The organism is Serratia sp. HNCC26DJ244, from assembly GCF_057180565.1.
Genome location: NZ_JBXUGO010000015.1, coordinates 65,635 through 83,504, shown reverse-complemented (window position 1 = coordinate 83,504; position 17,870 = coordinate 65,635). Strand labels below are relative to the sequence as shown.

The window sequence follows — 17,870 nt, the reverse complement described above, 5'->3', positions numbered from 1 at the left end:
GCCACAATGGAAATCCACTCCCTATGACATGATCTAAGCCTGACATTTGTGATTCTGTTTTTAACTGCCCTACACACCAGCAAACCGATTACCAGGTTTTACCAATGTTAAACTGGAACTGTTCTGAGCGATCGCCTTCATAGCTCTTGAACGGATCAGCATACGAGAATACCAATGGCCCCAGTGGCGACATCCATTGCACAGCAATACCAGCCGACAAGCGAATATTGCTCGCTTTACTGTAGTCTGGCACCCCATACATGGTTGTCTCAGTGGTATTTTCCCACTTGGTATCCCATACCGTACCCGCATCAATGAAAAACGAAGTACGCACTGAGTTCGCGTATTTCTCACTGAGGAACGGCGTTGGTGTAATCAGCTCCAAACTGGCTACGGCGGTAGCATTACCACCCACCGCATCGCCGGAATTACAGAGCACCTGAGCTTGGCCATTCGACATAGTCGGGCAGCTAAATGAATTTGAATTATAGTAAACCGCTTTTGGACCAATGGTATTGGACTGGAAGCCACGCACCGTACTCGAACCACCGGCATAGAAGTTCTCGTAGAATGGCATCTCTTTACCGCCAAAGCCATCTGCGTAACCTACACGGCCACGGCCTAACACCACCCAGGTCTTATCTTCATCGATTGGCACATACTGCGTACTGTCCAAGGTCATCTTGTAGTACGAGTTGTCCGAACCAGGCACGGCAACCTTGGTGGTAAACGAGGTCCGGTTACCTTGTGTCGGGAAGAAGCCACGGTTGAGATTATTATACGTCCACCCCAAGCTCAGGGTGAAATCATCCGCACTATAACTGGCCGTGTTAAGAAGGCCTGGATTCTCACCTACCGAGTCAAGGTAACGCCACATGGCCACCTGCGGCTTCATATCCGACAAGGAGTTGTGCACATAACCCAAGCTGGTACGCAGAGAGTTATATTCGTTGATCGGGAACCCTAGCGTACCATCGATACCATAACTGCTGTTGGTATACGCAGACAGATCAGCGTTGCTCGCTTTAAAGTCATTGTAGAAAATACGCCCGCCCAAGCTCACACCATCAACGGTGAAGTATGGGTTGGTCAGCGACAGCTCGGTATAAGTCTGATAAGTATTCTTGGTACCGTTAATCCCCACCGAATAGCCGGTACCCAGCCAGTTATCCTGCTGCACACCTGCTTGGAAGCTGACACCACTTTCAGTACCGTAACCGACACCAAAGTTTAGCGTACCGGTGTTGCGCTCTTTCACTTTGTAAACGATATCAACCTGATCAGTTGTACCTGGTACACGTTGAGTTTCTACATCCACCGTTTCGAAGAAACCTAAACGGTTCAGACGATCTTTACCCTGCTCAACCTGTTCATTGCCTAACCAGGCACCTTCCATCTGGCGCATTTCGCGACGCAATACAGAATCTTTACTGACGTCATTACCTTCAAACCGGATGCGCTTAACATAGAAACGGTTACCCGCATCAATGTTAATGTGCAACTTCACCGTTCTATCTGCATCGTTGATTTCAGGTTGAGTCTGTACGCGAGGATAAGCATAACCATAACGGGCAAACATCTTTTTGATGCTATCTTCCATCTTGGTCAATTTAGTGCCACTAAACAGTTGCCCTGGTTCGACTTTGGTCAGTTGGGCCACTTCTGCCGAGTGCCCCGCCAGATTACCGGTAACCACGACACCAGTGAGCTTGAACTGTTCACCTTCGGTAATGTTGATAGTGACGTAGATACCTTTCTTATCTGGCGTCAGGCTGACCTGCGTGGAATCAATATTGAAACGGGCATAACCACGATCCAGATAAAAGCTGCGCAGGGTTTCAAGATCACCCGCCAGTTTTTGCTTCTGGTATTTCTGATCAGCCACCAAATTCCACCAAGGTACCTCATCACGCAGTTGGAAATGAGCTAACAGCTCATCAGTGGTGAACGCATGGTTACCAACAATATTGATTTGTTGGATTTTGGCTGAGACCCCTTCCGCGAACACCAATTTCAGGTCAACACGGTTACGTGGCAAAGGCGTGACCACGGCTTTCACCGAGGCACTGTATTTACCTACGCTATAGTAAAAGTCTTCTAACCCTTTCTCCATGCTGGATAAGGTGGTACGGTCAAGTGCCTCACCGACCCGAACGCCGGAGGCTTCCAGGTTCTGCTTGAGCATGTCATCTTTTACCGATTTATTACCGGAGAAAGTGATGCTGGCAATGGTGGGACGTTCTTTGACCTGAACTATCAGCGTATCACCATCCCGCAGTACGCGGACATCCTCGAAGTTGCCAGTAGCAAACAAGGCACGAATGGTATTACTGATATCTTCATCAGAGACGGTATCACCTACACGAACCGGCATATTGAGTAACGCCGCACCGACGGCGACTCGTTGCAGGCCTTCGAAATGAATATCCTTCACTACGAACCCGTCGGCACCGTATACGGTGGCGCTGCCAAACAGCAGCGACGCTATGAGCAACTTTTTCATCGCCATCGTTGTTATGCGTTCTTCCTAACCTGTCCCCGCCCCTAAAGACGAGAAAAATCATTGAAAAGTGCAAGACCCATTAGCAGCACCAACAAAATCGAACCAATGCGGTAACTGTAGTCCTGTACTCGCTCGGAAACTGGCCCCCCCTTCAGCTTTTCTATCGCCAGGAAGAGAAGATGCCCACCATCTAATACAGGTAGTGGGAATAGGTTGATGATCCCAAGGTTGACGCTAATCAACGCCAGAAACATCACGTAATACACAAACCCCACTCCCGCTGATGCCCCTGCCCCCTGAGCGATAGAAATAGGACCACTCAGGTTGTTCAGTTTCACATCACCAGTTATTAATTTACCCAACATGCTGACCGTAAGGTGCATCAGTTGCCAGGTTTTGTCCCCAGCCTGATACAGCGCCGAGAACGGTCCATACTGACGAATCGTTTTGTACTCATCCGGCAGTGGTAACACTTTCGGGAAAATACCTGCAAAACCTACTGACTTATCTTTACCTACTGATTTTGTATCTGGTATTAGCGTTAAAGACAAGGGGTTACCGCTTCTTTCTATCTCTAAAACCAACGGTTTGCCTGGACTATTGAGAATCTGTTTAACCAATGTTTCCCAACGATCTAGTGGCTGACCATCGACTTTAACGATCCTGTCCCCTACTTGTAAACCCGCCTTTTGCGCTGCTGAGCCTACTTGTACTTGTGCTAAAACAGACTCTATCTGTGGACCTCGAGGGATCATGCCCAAAGAACGTACCGGGTCCTCTTTGTCAGGTTCAAAACTCCAATGACGTAAATCCAAGGTTTTTATCACCGCTTGTGAAGAACCAAACGGTGCTACTCCTACCTCAGTTTGGGCATCCCCTATTTTAGTCACCAGAGCGAGACGAACAGATTCCCAATCAGGCGTTTCGATACCATCGACTGATTTAAGTTCCATACCAGGAGAAATTTCAGCGTTCGCCGCTATAGATTGTGGTGCTATTTCCCCAATGACTGGACGAAAGCTTGGCACACCGATAATAAATACTAGCCAATAAGCAAAAATAGCAAAAAGAAAATTAGCAATCGGGCCAGCACTGATTATCGCCGCACGCTGCCAGATGGGTTTATTATTGAAAGCCTGGTGCCGTAACTCTGGGGCAACGGGTTCAGCACGCTCATCCAGCATTTTTACATAACCGCCAAGCGGGATCATGGCGATGACAATTTCTGTACCCTGACGGTCAGTGCGGCTCCACAGTGCACGGCCAAAACCAATGGAAAAGCGCTCAACGCGCACACCACAGCGACGAGCCACCCAAAAGTGCCCAAACTCATGCACAGTGATTAATATCCCTAGCGCAATAATAAACGCCACCAGATTCCAGAGCACGCTTAACATATAACCTTTTAAGTCTCCCGCCGATAACAGATTAAAACACTAACAGCATTAAACAAGCAAATACCGGCACAGCTGCAGTCAAACTATCAATGCGATCCAGTATACCACCATGCCCTGGAATCAGATGACCACTATCTTTGATACCCGCTTCGCGTTTAAACATACTTTCCGTCAGATCGCCCAATACCGAAGCCAGTGCAGCAATAACAGAACAGACTAACAGTGTTATCGGTGCCACAGATAAAGGGGCATAAAGGCCAAATAGCCAGGAAAGCACTGCAGAGGTCACCAGGCCACCAATCAACCCTTCCCAGGTTTTCCCTGGGGAAACTTTCGGTGCCAATTTATGTTTGCCAAACAACTTGCCAAACATATAGGCGCCAGAGTCCGCCCCCCAAACCAGCAGCATGATGTAGAGCAGACGCCAAGATCCGGTAAAAGGATTCTCCTCATAACCATACTGACGCAATGCCAGCATCCCCCAGAAGAACGGGACAATGGTGAAGAGGCCAAAAACCAGGCGTAATAACCGTGAGTTACGCCATAATGCTGCGGAACTCGGGTAGAACAGCACCAGCGCCAGGGCCATCAACCACCATGCCAACGCCAGCCACAATGGGCCTTCCGACAACCATGGGTGACCCGATTGTGGGTAAACCTGCACACTGAACATCATCAATGCCAGTAGCAAGCCACACAACACGGCCAATAAAATACGCTGGGCGCGGGAAGTAAACCCCGCCAATTGCCCCCACTCCCAAGCTGCCAACATGCAAACAGCCAGTGTCACCAGGCCAAAGGCTAACGGCGCGAGAAAAAACAGCGCAGCGATAACAATCGGAATTAAAATCAGAGCCGTTATAAGGCGAGACTTCAGCAAAAGTTCCCCCTAGGACGCATTGGCGTCAATAGGTGTTGTACCTCCGAAGCGACGCTCCCGTTGTGCAAATGCATTTAGCGCACCTTCAAAGACAAGTTCATCAAAATCTGGCCAGAGTACATCAGTGAAGTAAAGCTCAGCATAGGCAATTTGCCACAACAAGAAGTTACTTATGCGATGTTCGCCCCCGGTGCGGATCACTAAATCTACTGGTGCGAGATCGCTCATGCAAACAGACTCATTGAGCAACTCTTCACTGATCTGCTCTGGGTGCAAACTCCCCTGCTGCACCTTTTCAGCCAACGCTTTCACTCCCTGAATAATATCCCACCGACCACCATAATTGGCTGCGACATTCAGCGTCAGGCCGCTGTTATTCTCTGTCAGTTGCTCCGAGCGATGGATTCGCTCTTGGAGACGCGTGCTGAAACGTGTGATATCACCGATCACCCGTAATCTCACATTATGTTTGTGTAGACTTTTTACTTCACTATCTAGCGCACGAACAAAAAGCTCCATCAAAGCCAGTACTTCCTGCGCAGGACGGTTCCAGTTTTCGCTGCTGAAAGCATAAAGTGTGAGAGCATCCAGATGGTTACTGGCAGCAAAGCTGACCGCACGGCGCACCGATTTCACCCCAGCTTTATGCCCAGATATGCGTAATTTACCTTGACGCTTGGCCCAGCGCCCATTGCCATCCATGATAATCGCAACATGGCGTGGCATTTGAACTACCTGACTAGCTTCTTGTTGATTTGCTGACGACATAACTCGTACTTATTTCCTCAATAGAAACACCATAGCCATGCCGAGACATTGGGCTTTATACGCAAAAAAAGCCGTGTGCCTGACACAGCTTTTCAGTCTGCCCACCTTGTACCCTGACGCTGCCCAGCAAGGATTGACGAATATTCTCTATCCATTACCTGACTCGCTACAGTGCAATCTACAAGATGTTGACTGTGTTACTCGGCCTATCCGTAAATGAGTCGAGTAACACAGGCGACACACCAGCAACTTAAATTATGGCTGATAACGCAATAATTATCCTAAAGACTATAACACCTCATAACAGCCTGAACAAACAGCCACAGCATGGCAAACACGCATTCCTGTCAAAATCAGACGATCTATTATACCCAAGTTTAGGTCAGTTGCGGACTGCTAGTAACCGATTGAACTAAAACTTATTAAGATGCCTTACCTCCAATCCTCTGGCCACTCACCTGTTGCTGCTGACTGTAACCACTAAATACAGAGTGTACGAACCATACCACGGGCCACTTCACGAGCCTGACGGTCTATGTCTAAAACCATCTCAATTGAAGTAGGTTCCTTCAGGGCTAAACATTCAACAACGCTATGATTGACCGTTGAAATATCAGTAAAACGAATCTGTTCCTGCAAGAATGCCGCTACAGCAATTTCATTCGCTGCATTCAGTGCTGTGGTAGCCGCTTGGCCGGCATCAAAGGCTTTAATCGCCAGATAAAGGCAAGGGTAACGTTCAGGTTCAGGCTCAGAGAAGGTTAACGCGCCAATACGGCAGAAATCGAGTGCAGCCACGCCTGAATTAACCCGCTGTGGATAGGCCATAGCATGGGCGATAGGGGTACGCATATCCGGTGTGCCCAGTTGAGCCAATACACTGCCATCAGCATAACGCACCATGGAGTGAATCACTGATTGTGGATGTAAAATAACTTCCATTTGCTCAGCTGAAGCATTGAATAGCCAGCGCGCCTCAATATACTCCAGACCTTTATTCATCATGGTGGCAGAATCCACTGAGATTTTGCGCCCCATTGACCAGTTAGGGTGAGCACAGGCTTGATCAGGCGTCATACTGGCAAATTGCGTCAATGGTGTAGACCGGAACGGACCACCAGAGCCCGTAAGCACGATACGTGAAACCCCCTGTTCCGCCAAAGAACCATACCCTAACTGGCGCTGAATGGTTTCTGGCAGGCTCTGAAAGATAGCATTGTGTTCACTATCCAGTGGCAGTAATTGCGCCTGACTCTTTTGGACCGCCTCCATAAACAGACGACCACATGTCACCAACGACTCTTTATTCGCCAGTAATACCTGTTTACTCGCACGAATGGCCGCCAGTGTCGGTAGTAAGCCTGCAGCACCGACAATCGCCGCAGTAACCTGATCGACATCACTTAATGCTGCCAGTTCGCACGCTGCCTGCTCGCCCGCCAATACTTCGGTTTTCACCCCATTTTCGGCCAACAGGAGTCGTAGCGCATTCGCGGCTTTTTCATCCGCCATAGCCGCATAGTCTGGACGAAACTCAATACACTGCTGTGCCATGACCGCCACATTACGGCCAGCCACCAGTGCTTTAATCGCGAAAAGATCAGGGTTCTCCCTGACCACCGCCAGTGTACTGGTACCCACAGAACCGGTGGAACCTAAAATAGTCAGTTGCTTCATAAGTAGGCTCTGAATCACTGTGCGATGAAATCCAAGATAATCGAGCATAAAAGCTGTAGCCGCGATTATCTGTGACCTCTAAAAATGATAAGACGGACGCTATACCCATCACCATTCAAATTGCAGACCACGATGCGCAAACCGCAACCTTGCAACTTAAATTATCATGGATGAGATACCACAAAAAATAAAGCGCCGCTCAGGCGACGCTTATCCCTGCATGATGATGATTAAAAATCCATCAGCTCTTTTTCTTTGTCAGCCAACGCAGCATCAAGTAACTTGATATAGGCATCAGTCATTTTCTGAATATCATCTTGTGAACGACGATCTTCATCTTCACTGATTTCTTTATCTTTCAACAGCACTTTGACTTTATCGTTAGCATCACGACGCACATTACGCACGGCAACACGCCCTTGTTCTGCTTCACCGCGGACCACCTTAATCAGATCCTTACGACGCTCTTCCGTCAACGGTGGCAGTGGAACACGGATCACAGCGCCTGCAGAGTTAGGGTTCAGCCCCAGATCAGAAGCCATAATGGCCTTTTCTACTGCTGACCCCAAAGAACGATCAAACAGATTGATCGCCAAAGTACGGGAATCTTCAACCGTTACGTTAGCCAGTTGGCGCAATGGTGTTGAAGAGCCATAATATTCCACCATGATGCCATCCAGAATACTGGGTGAAGCACGGCCGGTACGGATCTTGCTGATGTGGTTTTTGAATGATTCTACGCATTTTCCCATGCGCGAATCGGCATCTTTTCTGATTTCATTTATCACGTTGCGAACCCTTGAAAGCTGGTTACTTGGCAGGCCATAGCTCAAATACGTATAGCCCGTGAATTTTACTCTAATGGGTAGAGAGCACCTGGGGTTATCTACCCGTGATCTTTCAAGCTACAGAAGTGTTGATGGCGCTCAATCACCTGAATCATCGGCTTGCTCAAGCCTATCAGCATATTCAGTTGCCTGCTATCGGCAACGTTACCATGAGGCCAGATACACACACTCCCGCTAAATTTGGTAGAACGGCGGTTATTTGCTGATCAACGTGCCTTCGCTTTCACCCATGACCACCCGACGCAGCGCTCCAGGCTTATTCATGTTAAATACACGAATTGGCAAACCATGATCACGAGCCAGCGTGAATGCCGCCAGATCCATCACTTTCAACTCTCGCTCCAACACGTCCTGATAAGTCAACTGTTCGAACAGTGTTGCATCCGGGTGTTTCACCGGGTCAGCAGAGTATACACCATCTACTTTAGTCGCCTTCAATACTACATCGGCTTCAATTTCAATGCCACGCAGGCAGGCAGCGGAATCGGTGGTAAAAAACGGGTTACCTGTCCCTGCGGAGAAAATAACCACACGGTTGTTGCGCAGCAAGCTGATCGCCTCTGCCCAACTGTAATTGTCACACACGCCGTTCAACGGAATGGCCGACATCAGGCGAGCGTTCACATAGGCACGGTGCAAGGCATCACGCATAGCCAACCCGTTCATCACGGTAGCCAGCATCCCCATATGGTCACCCACTACGCGGTTCATGCCCGCTTGTGCCAAGCCAGCACCACGGAAAAGGTTGCCACCACCAATCACTACACCAACCTGAATCCCCAGCTCGACCAGTTCTTTTATTTCCTGAGCCATGCGATCCAAAACGCTAGCGTCAATCCCAAAGCCTTCTGCACCTTGCAGTGCTTCACCACTCAGTTTGAGTAGGATACGCTGATAAACGGGTTTTGCATTGGTTGCCATGGTGTTCTGTCCTAAGAAGCAGTAATTGTATTGGAGGTTTGGGCTGATATGTCGCGCCTTTACTGAGTATATACCCCATCATTCAAGCGGTAGATTCTTATGACAACACTAGCGATTCCACTCGATTTAGCGAGCTATACAAAAGCGTCTTATCTACTGCTCAACTGGGGCATAAAAGGAACCGCCTGATGGCGGCTCCTTAACTAACAGGTATTAAGATTGCTTACTCATCGCTGCAACTTCTGCAGCAAAGTCGGTTTCAACCTTCTCGATACCTTCACCCACTTCAAAGCGGATGAAATTAACAACTTCGGCGTTATGTTCCTTCAGCAACTGACCCACACTCTTGTTTGGATCAATAACAAAAGGCTGACCGGTCAGAGAAACTTCGCCGGTAAATTTCTTCATGCGGCCTTCAACCATTTTCTCGGCGATTTCTTTTGGCTTGCCGGACTGCATGGCGATGTCCAACTGAACCTGGTACTCTTTTTCTACCACTTCAGCTGACACATCTTCAGGATTCACGAATTCAGGCTTGCTCGCCGCAACATGCATAGCAAGTTGTTTAACCAACTCTTCATCAGCACCTTTCGCAGCAACCAGAACCCCAATACGTGCACCGTGCAGATAGCTACCCAGTACATCGCCTTCCAGGGAAGCAACGCGGCGAATATTGATGTTCTCACCGATTTTAGCCACCAGTGCAATACGCTCTTCTTCGAACTGAGCTTTCAGCACATCAATATCTGTGATTTTACCTGCCACAGCCGCATCCAACACTTTGTTGGCAAATGCCTGGAAGCCAGCATCTTTAGCTACGAAGTCAGTCTGGCAGTTAACTTCCAGAATCACACCGTAATGACCGTCAATCTTGGTCTTGATCACGCCATCAGCAGCCACATTGCCTGCTTTCTTAGCGGCTTTGATCGCACCAGATTTACGCATGTTTTCGATTGCCAACTCAATGTCGCCAGCAGCTTCGATCAGCGCTTTTTTACAATCCATCATGCCTGCGCTGGTACGCTCACGCAGTTCTTTTACCAGGGCAGCGGTAATATCAGCCATTTCTTTTTCCTCGGTTATCTCTCACGGAGATAGTTCTCATTCAGATAAGTAAAAGGGGCCTTTATAGGCCCCCTAACCAACATATTCAATACCTGGTTAATAAGGGCTTGACCTTATTATTCAGCTTCTACGAAGCTTTCTTCCGCCTGAACGGCCAGATCTTGAGAACGACCTTCACGGACGGCAGTAGCAACAGCATCCAAGTACAATTTGATTGCACGGATGGCATCGTCGTTACCAGGGATGATGAAGTCAACGCCATCTGGATCAGAGTTGGTATCAACGATGGAGAATACCGGGATACCCAAGTTGTTGGCTTCTTTGATTGCAATATGTTCGTGATCGGCATCGATAACAAACAGAGCGTCTGGCAGACCACCCATGTCCTTGATACCACCCAGTGAGTTTTCCAGCTTGTCCAATTCACGAGTACGCATCAGCGCTTCTTTCTTGGTCAGCTTGTCAAAGGTGCCATCTTGAGACTGGATTTCCAGATCTTTCAAACGTTTGATTGACTGACGAACTGTTTTCCAGTTAGTCAGCATGCCACCCAACCAACGATGGTTCACGAAGAACTGATCGCAGTTGTTAGCATATTCTTTTACCGCTTCGCTTGCTGCGCGTTTGGTACCAACGAACAGGATCTTACCTTTACGGGAAGCAATTTTTGTCAGTTCAGCCAGTGCAGCATTGGCCATTGGTACCGTTTTTTCCAGGTTGATGATGTGAACCTTGTTACGTGCACCAAAAATGAAAGGCTTCATTTTCGGGTTCCAGTAACGGGTTTGGTGACCAAAGTGAACACCAGCCTGAAGCATGTCGCGCATGGAAACAGTTGCCATGATTAAACCTCTATAGAATGATTGGGGTTATGCCTCCACGTATCCCATAACGCCGACCCCGACAATGGCCTAAGCCATCTCAAGGCACCCCGGCGGATGTGCCGATACGTGTGTGTTATTTACACAATATGAGTGCAGTTAAATACTACAACTAGACCCTTAGTCAGCAACCAGTACAAACTGCGGATCTGTCGGCGCGCTTTATACCATAAACCGGCCCGCGACACCAACTTTTGTTGCATATCGGAAATCAAATTTGGCAGCCACCTACAGGGCTGATACCATAAGTCAAAGCCTTTCATTCCTATTATCAATTAATGGCGACACCTGCGGACTAATTCATGGCAATTTCAATCAAAACACCTGATGACATACAAAAAATGCGCGTTGCAGGCCGTCTGGCCGCAGAAGTGCTTGAAATGATCGAACCCTATGTCAAACCCGGCATCACCACCGGTGAGCTGGACAAAATCTGTCACGAGTACATCACTCATCAACAACAGGCCATCCCCGCTCCCCTTGGCTATCATGGCTATCCGAAATCTGTTTGTATTTCGGCGAATGAAGTGGTCTGTCACGGCATTCCCAGTGATGAAAAAGTGTTGAAAGATGGTGATATCGTCAATATTGATGTCACGGTCATCAAAGACGGTTTCCACGGTGATACCTCGAAAATGTTTACCGTCGGCAAAGCCACCATTCTGGGTGATCGCCTATGCCGTATTACTCAAGAGAGCCTGTATTTGGCGCTTAAGATGGTTAAACCCGGCATCCGCCTGCGCACTCTGGGCAAGGCGATTCAACAATTCGTTGAAGCTGAGAAATTCTCTGTCGTGCGTGAATATTGTGGCCATGGCATTGGCGAAAATTTCCATGAGGAACCCCAGGTACTGCATTATGATGCTGATGATGGTGGCGTAGTATTACAGGCAGGTATGGCCTTCACTATCGAGCCGATGGTCAATGCGGGTGATTACCGGATTCGCACCATGAAAGACGGTTGGACAGTAAAAACCAAAGACCGCAGCTTGTCGGCTCAGTACGAGCATACTATTGTGGTTACTGAGAATGGCTGTGAAATAATGACACTACGTAAGGATGACACCATCCCGCGCATTATTACGCACCAAGAGTAGACAATCAGCATAGAACCCGTTGCAGATTTCTCTAATAACCGGCTTGATCAGTGATCTAACGCCGGTTTATACCCGGCTTTTTAGGGGCTGTGAATCATGTCTGAAAATAATTGTGAACCAGAGACAGCCAACACGCCGCCGTCACCGGAATACCCTAACACCTACGGCGATGCAGAAATTAACTGCATCGCGCTTAAACAACACCTTGAGCAATTTCACCTTTGGCTCAAGTCAGCATTCAATGCGGGTTCTCCTGTTGAAGCCCTGGTAACGGCCCGTAGTGAATTTATTGATCAGCTCCTGCGCCGGCTGTGGATATTCTACGGATTTGCCGATATCCCCGAAACCGCGCTGGTTGCCGTTGGAGGCTATGGCCGGGGTGAACTGCATCCATGGTCTGATATTGACCTACTGATACTCAGCCAGACACCGCTGGACGACAAACAAGCCGCCGGGGTCAGTGAATTCATCACCTTGCTGTGGGATTTGAAACTCGAGGTAGGTCACAGTGTACGGACCCTGGAAGAGTGCCTGCTAGAAGGGCTGGCGGACCTGACCATTGCCACTAATCTGATTGAATCCCGTTTAATCTGTGGCGATGTTGCACTGTTCTTACAACTGCAAAAACATATTTTTAGTGATGGCTTCTGGCCTTCACCAAAATTCTTTGATGCCAAAATTCTCGAACAGCAGCAACGTCATCAGCGCTATCACGGTACCAGTTATAATCTGGAGCCAGATATCAAAAGCAGCCCTGGGGGCCTGCGCGATATCCACACCCTGCTGTGGGTGGCTCGCCGCCATTTTGGTGCAACCTCTCTGGATGAAATGGTGGAATTCGGTTTCCTGACGCAAGCTGAACGCAACGAATTAAATGAGTGTCAAAGTTTCTTGTGGCGTATCCGCTTTGCGTTACATCTGGTGCTATCACGCTACGATAATCGGCTGCTCTTTGATCGCCAGCTCAGCGTCGCCCAGTTACTCAATTACACAGGGACAGGTAATGAACCGATAGAACGAATGATGAAAGATTTCTATCGGATGACGCGCCGCGTCAGCGAACTCAACCAGATGCTATTGCAGCTATTTGATGAAGCTATTCTGGCGTTAGAGACCACAGAAAAGCCACACCCACTCGATGATGATTTTCAACTTCGCGGCACCTTGATTGACCTGCGTGATGAACAGCTGTTTATCCGTCAACCAGAGGCGATCATGCGCATGTTTTACCTGATGGCCTGCAACCGTGAGATCACCGGCATCTACTCCACCACAGTACGCCAATTACGTCATGCTCGCCGCCATCTGGCACAACCTTTGTGCAATATCCCTGCCGCCAGAAAGTTATTTATGGCTATTCTGCGCCATCCTGGCGCGGTTTCCCGCGCACTACTGCCAATGCATCGTCACAGTGTATTGTGGGCCTATATGCCGCAATGGAGTAAAATTGTCGGCCAGATGCAGTTCGATTTGTTTCACGCTTATACCGTTGATGAGCACACCATCCGCGTGTTGCAAAAGCTGGAAAGTTTTGCCAACGAGGAAAACCGCCCACACCACCCGCTCTGTGTTGAGCTCTACCCCCGCCTGCCACAGCCAGAACTCCTGCTGCTGGCGGCATTGTTTCATGATATTGCCAAAGGGCGTGGTGGTGACCATTCCATTCTTGGTGCTCAAGACGCAATGGAGTTTGCCGAATTACATGGCTTGAACTCACGTGAAACTCAGTTGGTCGCCTGGCTGGTCAGTCGCCATCTACTGATGTCGGTCACCGCACAACGGCGAGACATTCAAGACCCTGCTGTTATTCAGCAATTTAGCAGTGAAGTACAAAGTGAAATCCGCTTACGTTACCTGATTTGCCTGACCATAGCGGATATTTGCGCCACCAATGAAACACAATGGAACAGTTGGAAACAGAGCCTGCTGCGTGAACTCTATTTTGCCACTGAAAAACAGCTGCGCCGAGGCATGCAAAACAGCCCGGACCTGCGTGAGCGCATCCGCTACCATCGTTTACAGGCGCTGGCTCTACTGCGCATGGATAATATCGATGAAGAGGCACTGCAACATATCTGGAGCCGCTGCCGCGCTGATTACTTTTTACGTCATTCACCGAATCAATTAGCATGGCACGCTCGCCATCTGCTACCCCATGATTCCACCAAGCCGCTGGTATTAGTCAGTAGCCAGGCAACACGTGGCGGTACCGAGATCTTTATCTGGAGTCAAGATCGCCCTTATCTGTTTGCCGCCGTCGCCGGTGAGTTGGATCGGCGTAACCTGAGTGTGCATGATGCACAGATCTTTACCAACCGAGACGGCATGGCGATGGATACCTTTATTGTTCTGGAGCCGGATGGCAGCCCCGTGGCACCGGACCGCCATGCCGTGATCCGTCATGCTCTGGAGCAAGTGATCACCCAACAGGATTACCAACCACCCCGTGTGCGCCGCTGTTCCTCCAAGCTGCGCTACTTCAGCGTACCCACCGAGGTCAACTTTCTGCCGGCTCACACCAACCGTCGCAGTTACCTGGAGTTGATCGCCCTTGACCAACCCGGCTTACTGGCACGGGTTGGGGAAGTCTTTGCCGACCTTGCGCTATCGCTACACAGCGCGCGCATTTCGACGATTGGCGAACGTGTTGAAGATTTGTTTATCCTGGCAGAGAATGACCGGCGTGCCCTAAGCGAAGAAACACGCAGAAAGTTGGAACAACGGTTGACAGAAGCACTCAATCCAACCGATAAAATGTGATACAAGTAACCTTTCGTTAATAAAATCAGGATAGAAAACAGCATGCAGCAATTACAAAACGTTATTGAAAGCGCCTTCGAACGCCGTGCAGAGATCACTCCGGCGAACGTAGACACCGTAACGCGTGAAGCGGTAAACCAAGTGCTCGCCTTACTAGACAGCGGTGCCCTGCGTGTTGCCGAGAAGATCGACGGTCAATGGGTAACACATCAGTGGTTGAAAAAAGCCGTCCTGCTTTCTTTCCGTATCAACGACAATAAAGTTATCGATGGTGCTGAAACCCGTTATTACGACAAAGTGCCGATGAAATTCGCTGACTACGATGCAGCGCGTTTTCAGCAAGAAGGCTTCCGCGTGGTGCCACCCGCTACCGTCCGCCAAGGGGCATTTATTGCGCGCAATACGGTGCTGATGCCGTCTTACGTCAACATCGGCGCTTATGTCGATGAAGGTTCGATGGTCGACACTTGGGCAACAGTCGGTTCCTGTGCCCAGATCGGTAAAAATGTGCATCTATCCGGCGGCGTGGGCATTGGTGGCGTGTTAGAACCGCTGCAAGCCAACCCCACTATCATCGAAGACAACTGCTTTATCGGTGCACGTTCAGAAGTGGTAGAAGGCGTGATCGTTGAAGAAGGTGCGGTGATCTCAATGGGGGTTTATCTGGGCCAAAGCACCCGTATCTATGATAGAGAAACCGGTGAAATCCATTATGGCCGGGTTCCAGCAGGTTCGGTGGTTGTTTCCGGTAACTTGCCCTCCAAAGATGGCAGCTACAGCCTGTACTGCGCAGTGATCGTCAAGAAAGTGGATGCCAAAACACGGGCTAAAGTCGGGATTAATGAGCTATTGCGCACCATTGACTGACATTAATGATTGACTAACATTAATGAATAGCGGGTGAATCACCCGCTTTTTTTTGCTTTCGTTACGCTCGCCGTCACAGTCTCGGACGGCTGTTTTCACCATAATCCTTGGCAGTAGAATATCCCTGATGGATTTCAATTTTCAGCCAACAAAACTAACAATTGAATAACAGTTGGGATACCCTATAGATTGTAAGTGACAGCTAACCATACTGTGACTTAAAACAATCGGTCTATTTATTAAAAGGTGGCCAATTATGTATGACAACCTGAAAAGCTTAGGAATCAATCAACCAGAAGATATTGACCGCTATAGCCTGCGGCAAGAAGCCAATAACGATATTCTCAAGATTTATTTCCGCAAAGATAAGGGCGAATTTTTTGCCAAAAGCGTCAAGTTCAAATACCCTCGCCAACGTAAAACGGTGGTAGCCGATAATGTTGCCCAAGGCTACAAAGAGATCAATGAGATCAGCCCCAGCCTGCGCTATATCATCGACGAACTGGACCAGTTATGCCAACGAGAGCAAATTGAAGTCGATCTGAAACGCAAAATTCTGGATGATTTACGCCATCTGGAAAGTGTGGTCTCTAACAAAATTGCCGAGATCGAGTCAGACTTGGAAAAGTTGACTCGCGGAAAATAAAATAGAGGCTGAGCCTTACTCACAGCACAGCCTATATCGAAAGCGTTTATCTTCTGGTTCATTCAAATTGCAGCCCCTGCAGCTTGAATGAACTTGTGTATTGGCTGTTATTTCAGCAAAGTGCCCCACTGAGTTACCCATGGGCGTGACACCACTTCTGGCTCTGGTTGTTCCATGGCATCAATTTCCAATACTTCCCCGACACGCGTAGCACCTTGTTCTTGCAGCAGGGCATCAAATTTGTGCCCACCCCCGCAGAAGTTGTCGTAACTGCTATCTCCCAAGGCAATCAAACCGTAGTGTAACTCTGGCTGATAGCCAACCTGATCACGGATAGCATCAAATAAGGGCGCGATAGTATCGGGCAAATCTCCCTGCCCAGTGGTCGAGGTAATCACCAAGGTATAATGCTGGCGATAATACTGCCAATCTTCCAAGGTGCCTTCCTCAAACAGTTTAACCTGATGGCCCTGTTGATGAAGAATTGTCTCAGCCTCTTCGGCTACCAGCAAAGCATTACCATAAACCGTACCGATGAAAATACCGACTTGAGCCATTATTCGCGTTCCTTTGATTTTATTAACTTAAAAAATAGGTGGTTATAAGAACTCAGCCCCAACGCTGTCAGCAACAACATCGAGCCAGCCAAATTGTGCCATCACGCCCTGCCAGGTCTCGTCCCACGGTGCAGAAATAGACAATAACTCACCACTCACCGGATGGGTTAATTGTAGATGGCTGGCATGCAACATGAGACGAGGACAAGCGAAATAGTGCGCCATCCCCCGGTTCTGGCGCAAATCGCCATGAGCCGAATCACCGATAATCGGGTGACGAAGATGAGCCATATGGCGACGCAGTTGATGCTTACGCCCAGTTTCCGGTTTCAGCTCAACCAAGCTGTAACGTGCGGTGTCATAACGGCCAATGGCGACTGGCATTTCTACCGTCGCCAGCGGTTGATAATGGCTGATGGCCGGCTTAGGCTCCTTATTCGGATCCGCGTACTTATCCGCCACTTTATCCAATTCTTGTGTCAATGCGTAATCAACGGTGCCAGCCGATAACACATAACCCCGCACTACTGCATGGTAAGTTTTTTGCACTTGATGCTGTTCAAACTGTTGTGAAAGTAAACGCGCGACATCACTGGAGAGAGCCATTAACAAGACACCCGAAGTAGGACGGTCCAAACGATGCACCGGAAAGACATGCTGGCCTATCTGGTCACGCACTGTCTGCATCACAAACTGGGTTTCATGACGAGCTAACCAGCTACGATGTACCAGCCAACCACTCGGCTTGTTAACGGCGATCAGATATTCATCTTGATATAAAACAATCATATATACACTTTTCTATAATGCCTGTTACTGGCTTGTTTTTATCGCTGCTTCAACAAACCGATTGAAGCCATAATACGGGTTACTTGGCACCACTCAAGCTACCTGGCTGTTACCCCTGCTCACTATACCCAAGTTCAATCAAGTTGCAGGTAGGCGGCAACTGAACGAATCCCGATGAGCTTACTAGAGTAAGTGATTCGGGTGAGCAACAAAT

General features: G+C 48.8%; 15 protein-coding genes. 4 read left to right on the top strand and 11 right to left on the bottom strand.

The window, feature by feature from the left end; translation table 11 throughout:
* Positions 1–88 precede the first annotated feature (88 nt).
* The 9 genes from bamA to rpsB form a co-directional block, all read right to left on the bottom strand.
* On the bottom strand, positions 89–2,509 hold the full coding sequence (gene bamA, locus AC2A06_RS13060) for an outer membrane protein assembly factor BamA (RefSeq protein ID WP_484380573.1): 2,421 nt from the start codon (positions 2,507–2,509) through the stop codon (positions 89–91).
* A gap of 35 nt (positions 2,510–2,544) precedes the next feature.
* On the bottom strand, positions 2,545–3,900 hold the full coding sequence (gene rseP / locus AC2A06_RS13055; protein ID WP_484380572.1) for a sigma E protease regulator RseP: 1,356 nt from the start codon (positions 3,898–3,900) through the stop codon (positions 2,545–2,547).
* A gap of 31 nt (positions 3,901–3,931) precedes the next feature.
* A complete protein-coding gene (gene cdsA, locus AC2A06_RS13050) occupies positions 3,932–4,780 on the bottom strand; it encodes a phosphatidate cytidylyltransferase (RefSeq protein WP_023490020.1) in 849 nt (282 codons plus the stop codon).
* Positions 4,781–4,789: 9 nt separating this feature from the next.
* Entirely contained in the window at positions 4,790–5,548 is a 759-nt protein-coding gene (ispU, locus tag AC2A06_RS13045) for a (2E,6E)-farnesyl-diphosphate-specific ditrans,polycis-undecaprenyl-diphosphate synthase (protein WP_484380571.1), read from the bottom strand.
* Positions 5,549–6,028: 480 nt separating this feature from the next.
* Positions 6,029–7,225: a 1-deoxy-D-xylulose-5-phosphate reductoisomerase gene (gene ispC / locus AC2A06_RS13040; protein WP_484380570.1), complete on the bottom strand. Its 1,197-nt coding sequence runs from the start codon at positions 7,223–7,225 to the stop codon at positions 6,029–6,031.
* A gap of 230 nt (positions 7,226–7,455) precedes the next feature.
* The gene (gene frr, locus AC2A06_RS13035) at positions 7,456–8,013 is read right to left on the bottom strand and encodes a ribosome recycling factor (protein ID WP_473197078.1); all 558 of its coding nucleotides are present in this window, start codon (positions 8,011–8,013) and stop codon (positions 7,456–7,458) included.
* Between the two features lie 255 nt (positions 8,014–8,268).
* Complete coding sequence (gene pyrH, locus AC2A06_RS13030) at positions 8,269–8,994, bottom strand: UMP kinase (RefSeq protein ID WP_023490016.1); 726 nt, start codon at positions 8,992–8,994, stop codon at positions 8,269–8,271.
* A 213-nt stretch (positions 8,995–9,207) separates the two neighbouring features.
* The gene (gene tsf / locus AC2A06_RS13025; protein WP_023490015.1) at positions 9,208–10,059 is read right to left on the bottom strand and encodes a translation elongation factor Ts; all 852 of its coding nucleotides are present in this window, start codon (positions 10,057–10,059) and stop codon (positions 9,208–9,210) included.
* 116 nt (positions 10,060–10,175) lie between these two features.
* Positions 10,176–10,901, bottom strand: a complete 726-nt coding sequence (gene rpsB / locus AC2A06_RS13020; RefSeq protein WP_473197077.1) for a 30S ribosomal protein S2 — start codon at positions 10,899–10,901, stop codon at positions 10,176–10,178.
* A 341-nt stretch (positions 10,902–11,242) separates the two neighbouring features.
* On the opposite strand from rpsB, the gene map reads away from it, so the two are divergent.
* From map to AC2A06_RS13000, 4 genes are all read left to right on the top strand, one after another.
* Positions 11,243–12,037 (top strand): type I methionyl aminopeptidase, encoded by a 795-nt coding sequence (gene map / locus AC2A06_RS13015; RefSeq protein WP_484380569.1) that lies wholly within the window; start codon positions 11,243–11,245, stop codon positions 12,035–12,037.
* Between the two features lie 96 nt (positions 12,038–12,133).
* The gene (gene glnD, locus AC2A06_RS13010; RefSeq protein ID WP_484380568.1) at positions 12,134–14,797 is read left to right on the top strand and encodes a bifunctional uridylyltransferase/uridylyl-removing protein GlnD; all 2,664 of its coding nucleotides are present in this window, start codon (positions 12,134–12,136) and stop codon (positions 14,795–14,797) included.
* 42 nt (positions 14,798–14,839) lie between these two features.
* Positions 14,840–15,664 carry a 2,3,4,5-tetrahydropyridine-2,6-dicarboxylate N-succinyltransferase gene (gene dapD / locus AC2A06_RS13005; RefSeq protein ID WP_023490011.1) on the top strand — a complete coding sequence of 275 codons (825 nt, stop codon included), beginning with the start codon at positions 14,840–14,842 and terminating at the stop codon, positions 15,662–15,664.
* A gap of 256 nt (positions 15,665–15,920) precedes the next feature.
* Positions 15,921–16,310 carry a DUF3461 family protein gene (locus AC2A06_RS13000; RefSeq protein ID WP_473197074.1) on the top strand — a complete coding sequence of 130 codons (390 nt, stop codon included), beginning with the start codon at positions 15,921–15,923 and terminating at the stop codon, positions 16,308–16,310.
* Between the two features lie 107 nt (positions 16,311–16,417).
* On the opposite strand, the gene AC2A06_RS12995 is transcribed toward AC2A06_RS13000, so the two are convergent.
* A complete protein-coding gene (locus tag AC2A06_RS12995) occupies positions 16,418–16,867 on the bottom strand; it encodes a flavodoxin (protein ID WP_484380567.1) in 450 nt (149 codons plus the stop codon).
* Between the two features lie 42 nt (positions 16,868–16,909).
* Complete coding sequence (truC, locus tag AC2A06_RS12990) at positions 16,910–17,656, bottom strand: tRNA pseudouridine(65) synthase TruC (protein ID WP_484380566.1); 747 nt, start codon at positions 17,654–17,656, stop codon at positions 16,910–16,912.
* Positions 17,657–17,870 lie beyond the last annotated feature (214 nt).

What these genes read in the sequence shown, in the direction of transcription:
- bamA (WP_484380573.1), bottom strand. Translation starts at nt 2,509, where the DNA reads ATGGCGATGAAAAAGTTGCTCATAGCGTCGCTGCTGTTTGGCAGCGCC.
- rseP (WP_484380572.1), bottom strand. Translation starts at nt 3,900, where the DNA reads ATGTTAAGCGTGCTCTGGAATCTGGTGGCGTTTATTATTGCGCTAGGG.
- ispU (WP_484380571.1), bottom strand. Translation starts at nt 5,548, where the DNA reads ATGTCGTCAGCAAATCAACAAGAAGCTAGTCAGGTAGTTCAAATGCCA.
- ispC (WP_484380570.1), bottom strand. Translation starts at nt 7,225, where the DNA reads ATGAAGCAACTGACTATTTTAGGTTCCACCGGTTCTGTGGGTACCAGT.
- pyrH (WP_023490016.1), bottom strand. Translation starts at nt 8,994, where the DNA reads ATGGCAACCAATGCAAAACCCGTTTATCAGCGTATCCTACTCAAACTG.
- tsf (WP_023490015.1), bottom strand. Translation starts at nt 10,059, where the DNA reads ATGGCTGATATTACCGCTGCCCTGGTAAAAGAACTGCGTGAGCGTACC.
- rpsB (WP_473197077.1), bottom strand. Translation starts at nt 10,901, where the DNA reads ATGGCAACTGTTTCCATGCGCGACATGCTTCAGGCTGGTGTTCACTTT.
- map (WP_484380569.1), top strand. Translation starts at nt 11,243, where the DNA reads ATGGCAATTTCAATCAAAACACCTGATGACATACAAAAAATGCGCGTT.
- glnD (WP_484380568.1), top strand. Translation starts at nt 12,134, where the DNA reads ATGTCTGAAAATAATTGTGAACCAGAGACAGCCAACACGCCGCCGTCA.
- dapD (WP_023490011.1), top strand. Translation starts at nt 14,840, where the DNA reads ATGCAGCAATTACAAAACGTTATTGAAAGCGCCTTCGAACGCCGTGCA.
- AC2A06_RS13000 (WP_473197074.1), top strand. Translation starts at nt 15,921, where the DNA reads ATGTATGACAACCTGAAAAGCTTAGGAATCAATCAACCAGAAGATATT.
- AC2A06_RS12995 (WP_484380567.1), bottom strand. Translation starts at nt 16,867, where the DNA reads ATGGCTCAAGTCGGTATTTTCATCGGTACGGTTTATGGTAATGCTTTG.
- truC (WP_484380566.1), bottom strand. Translation starts at nt 17,656, where the DNA reads ATGATTGTTTTATATCAAGATGAATATCTGATCGCCGTTAACAAGCCG.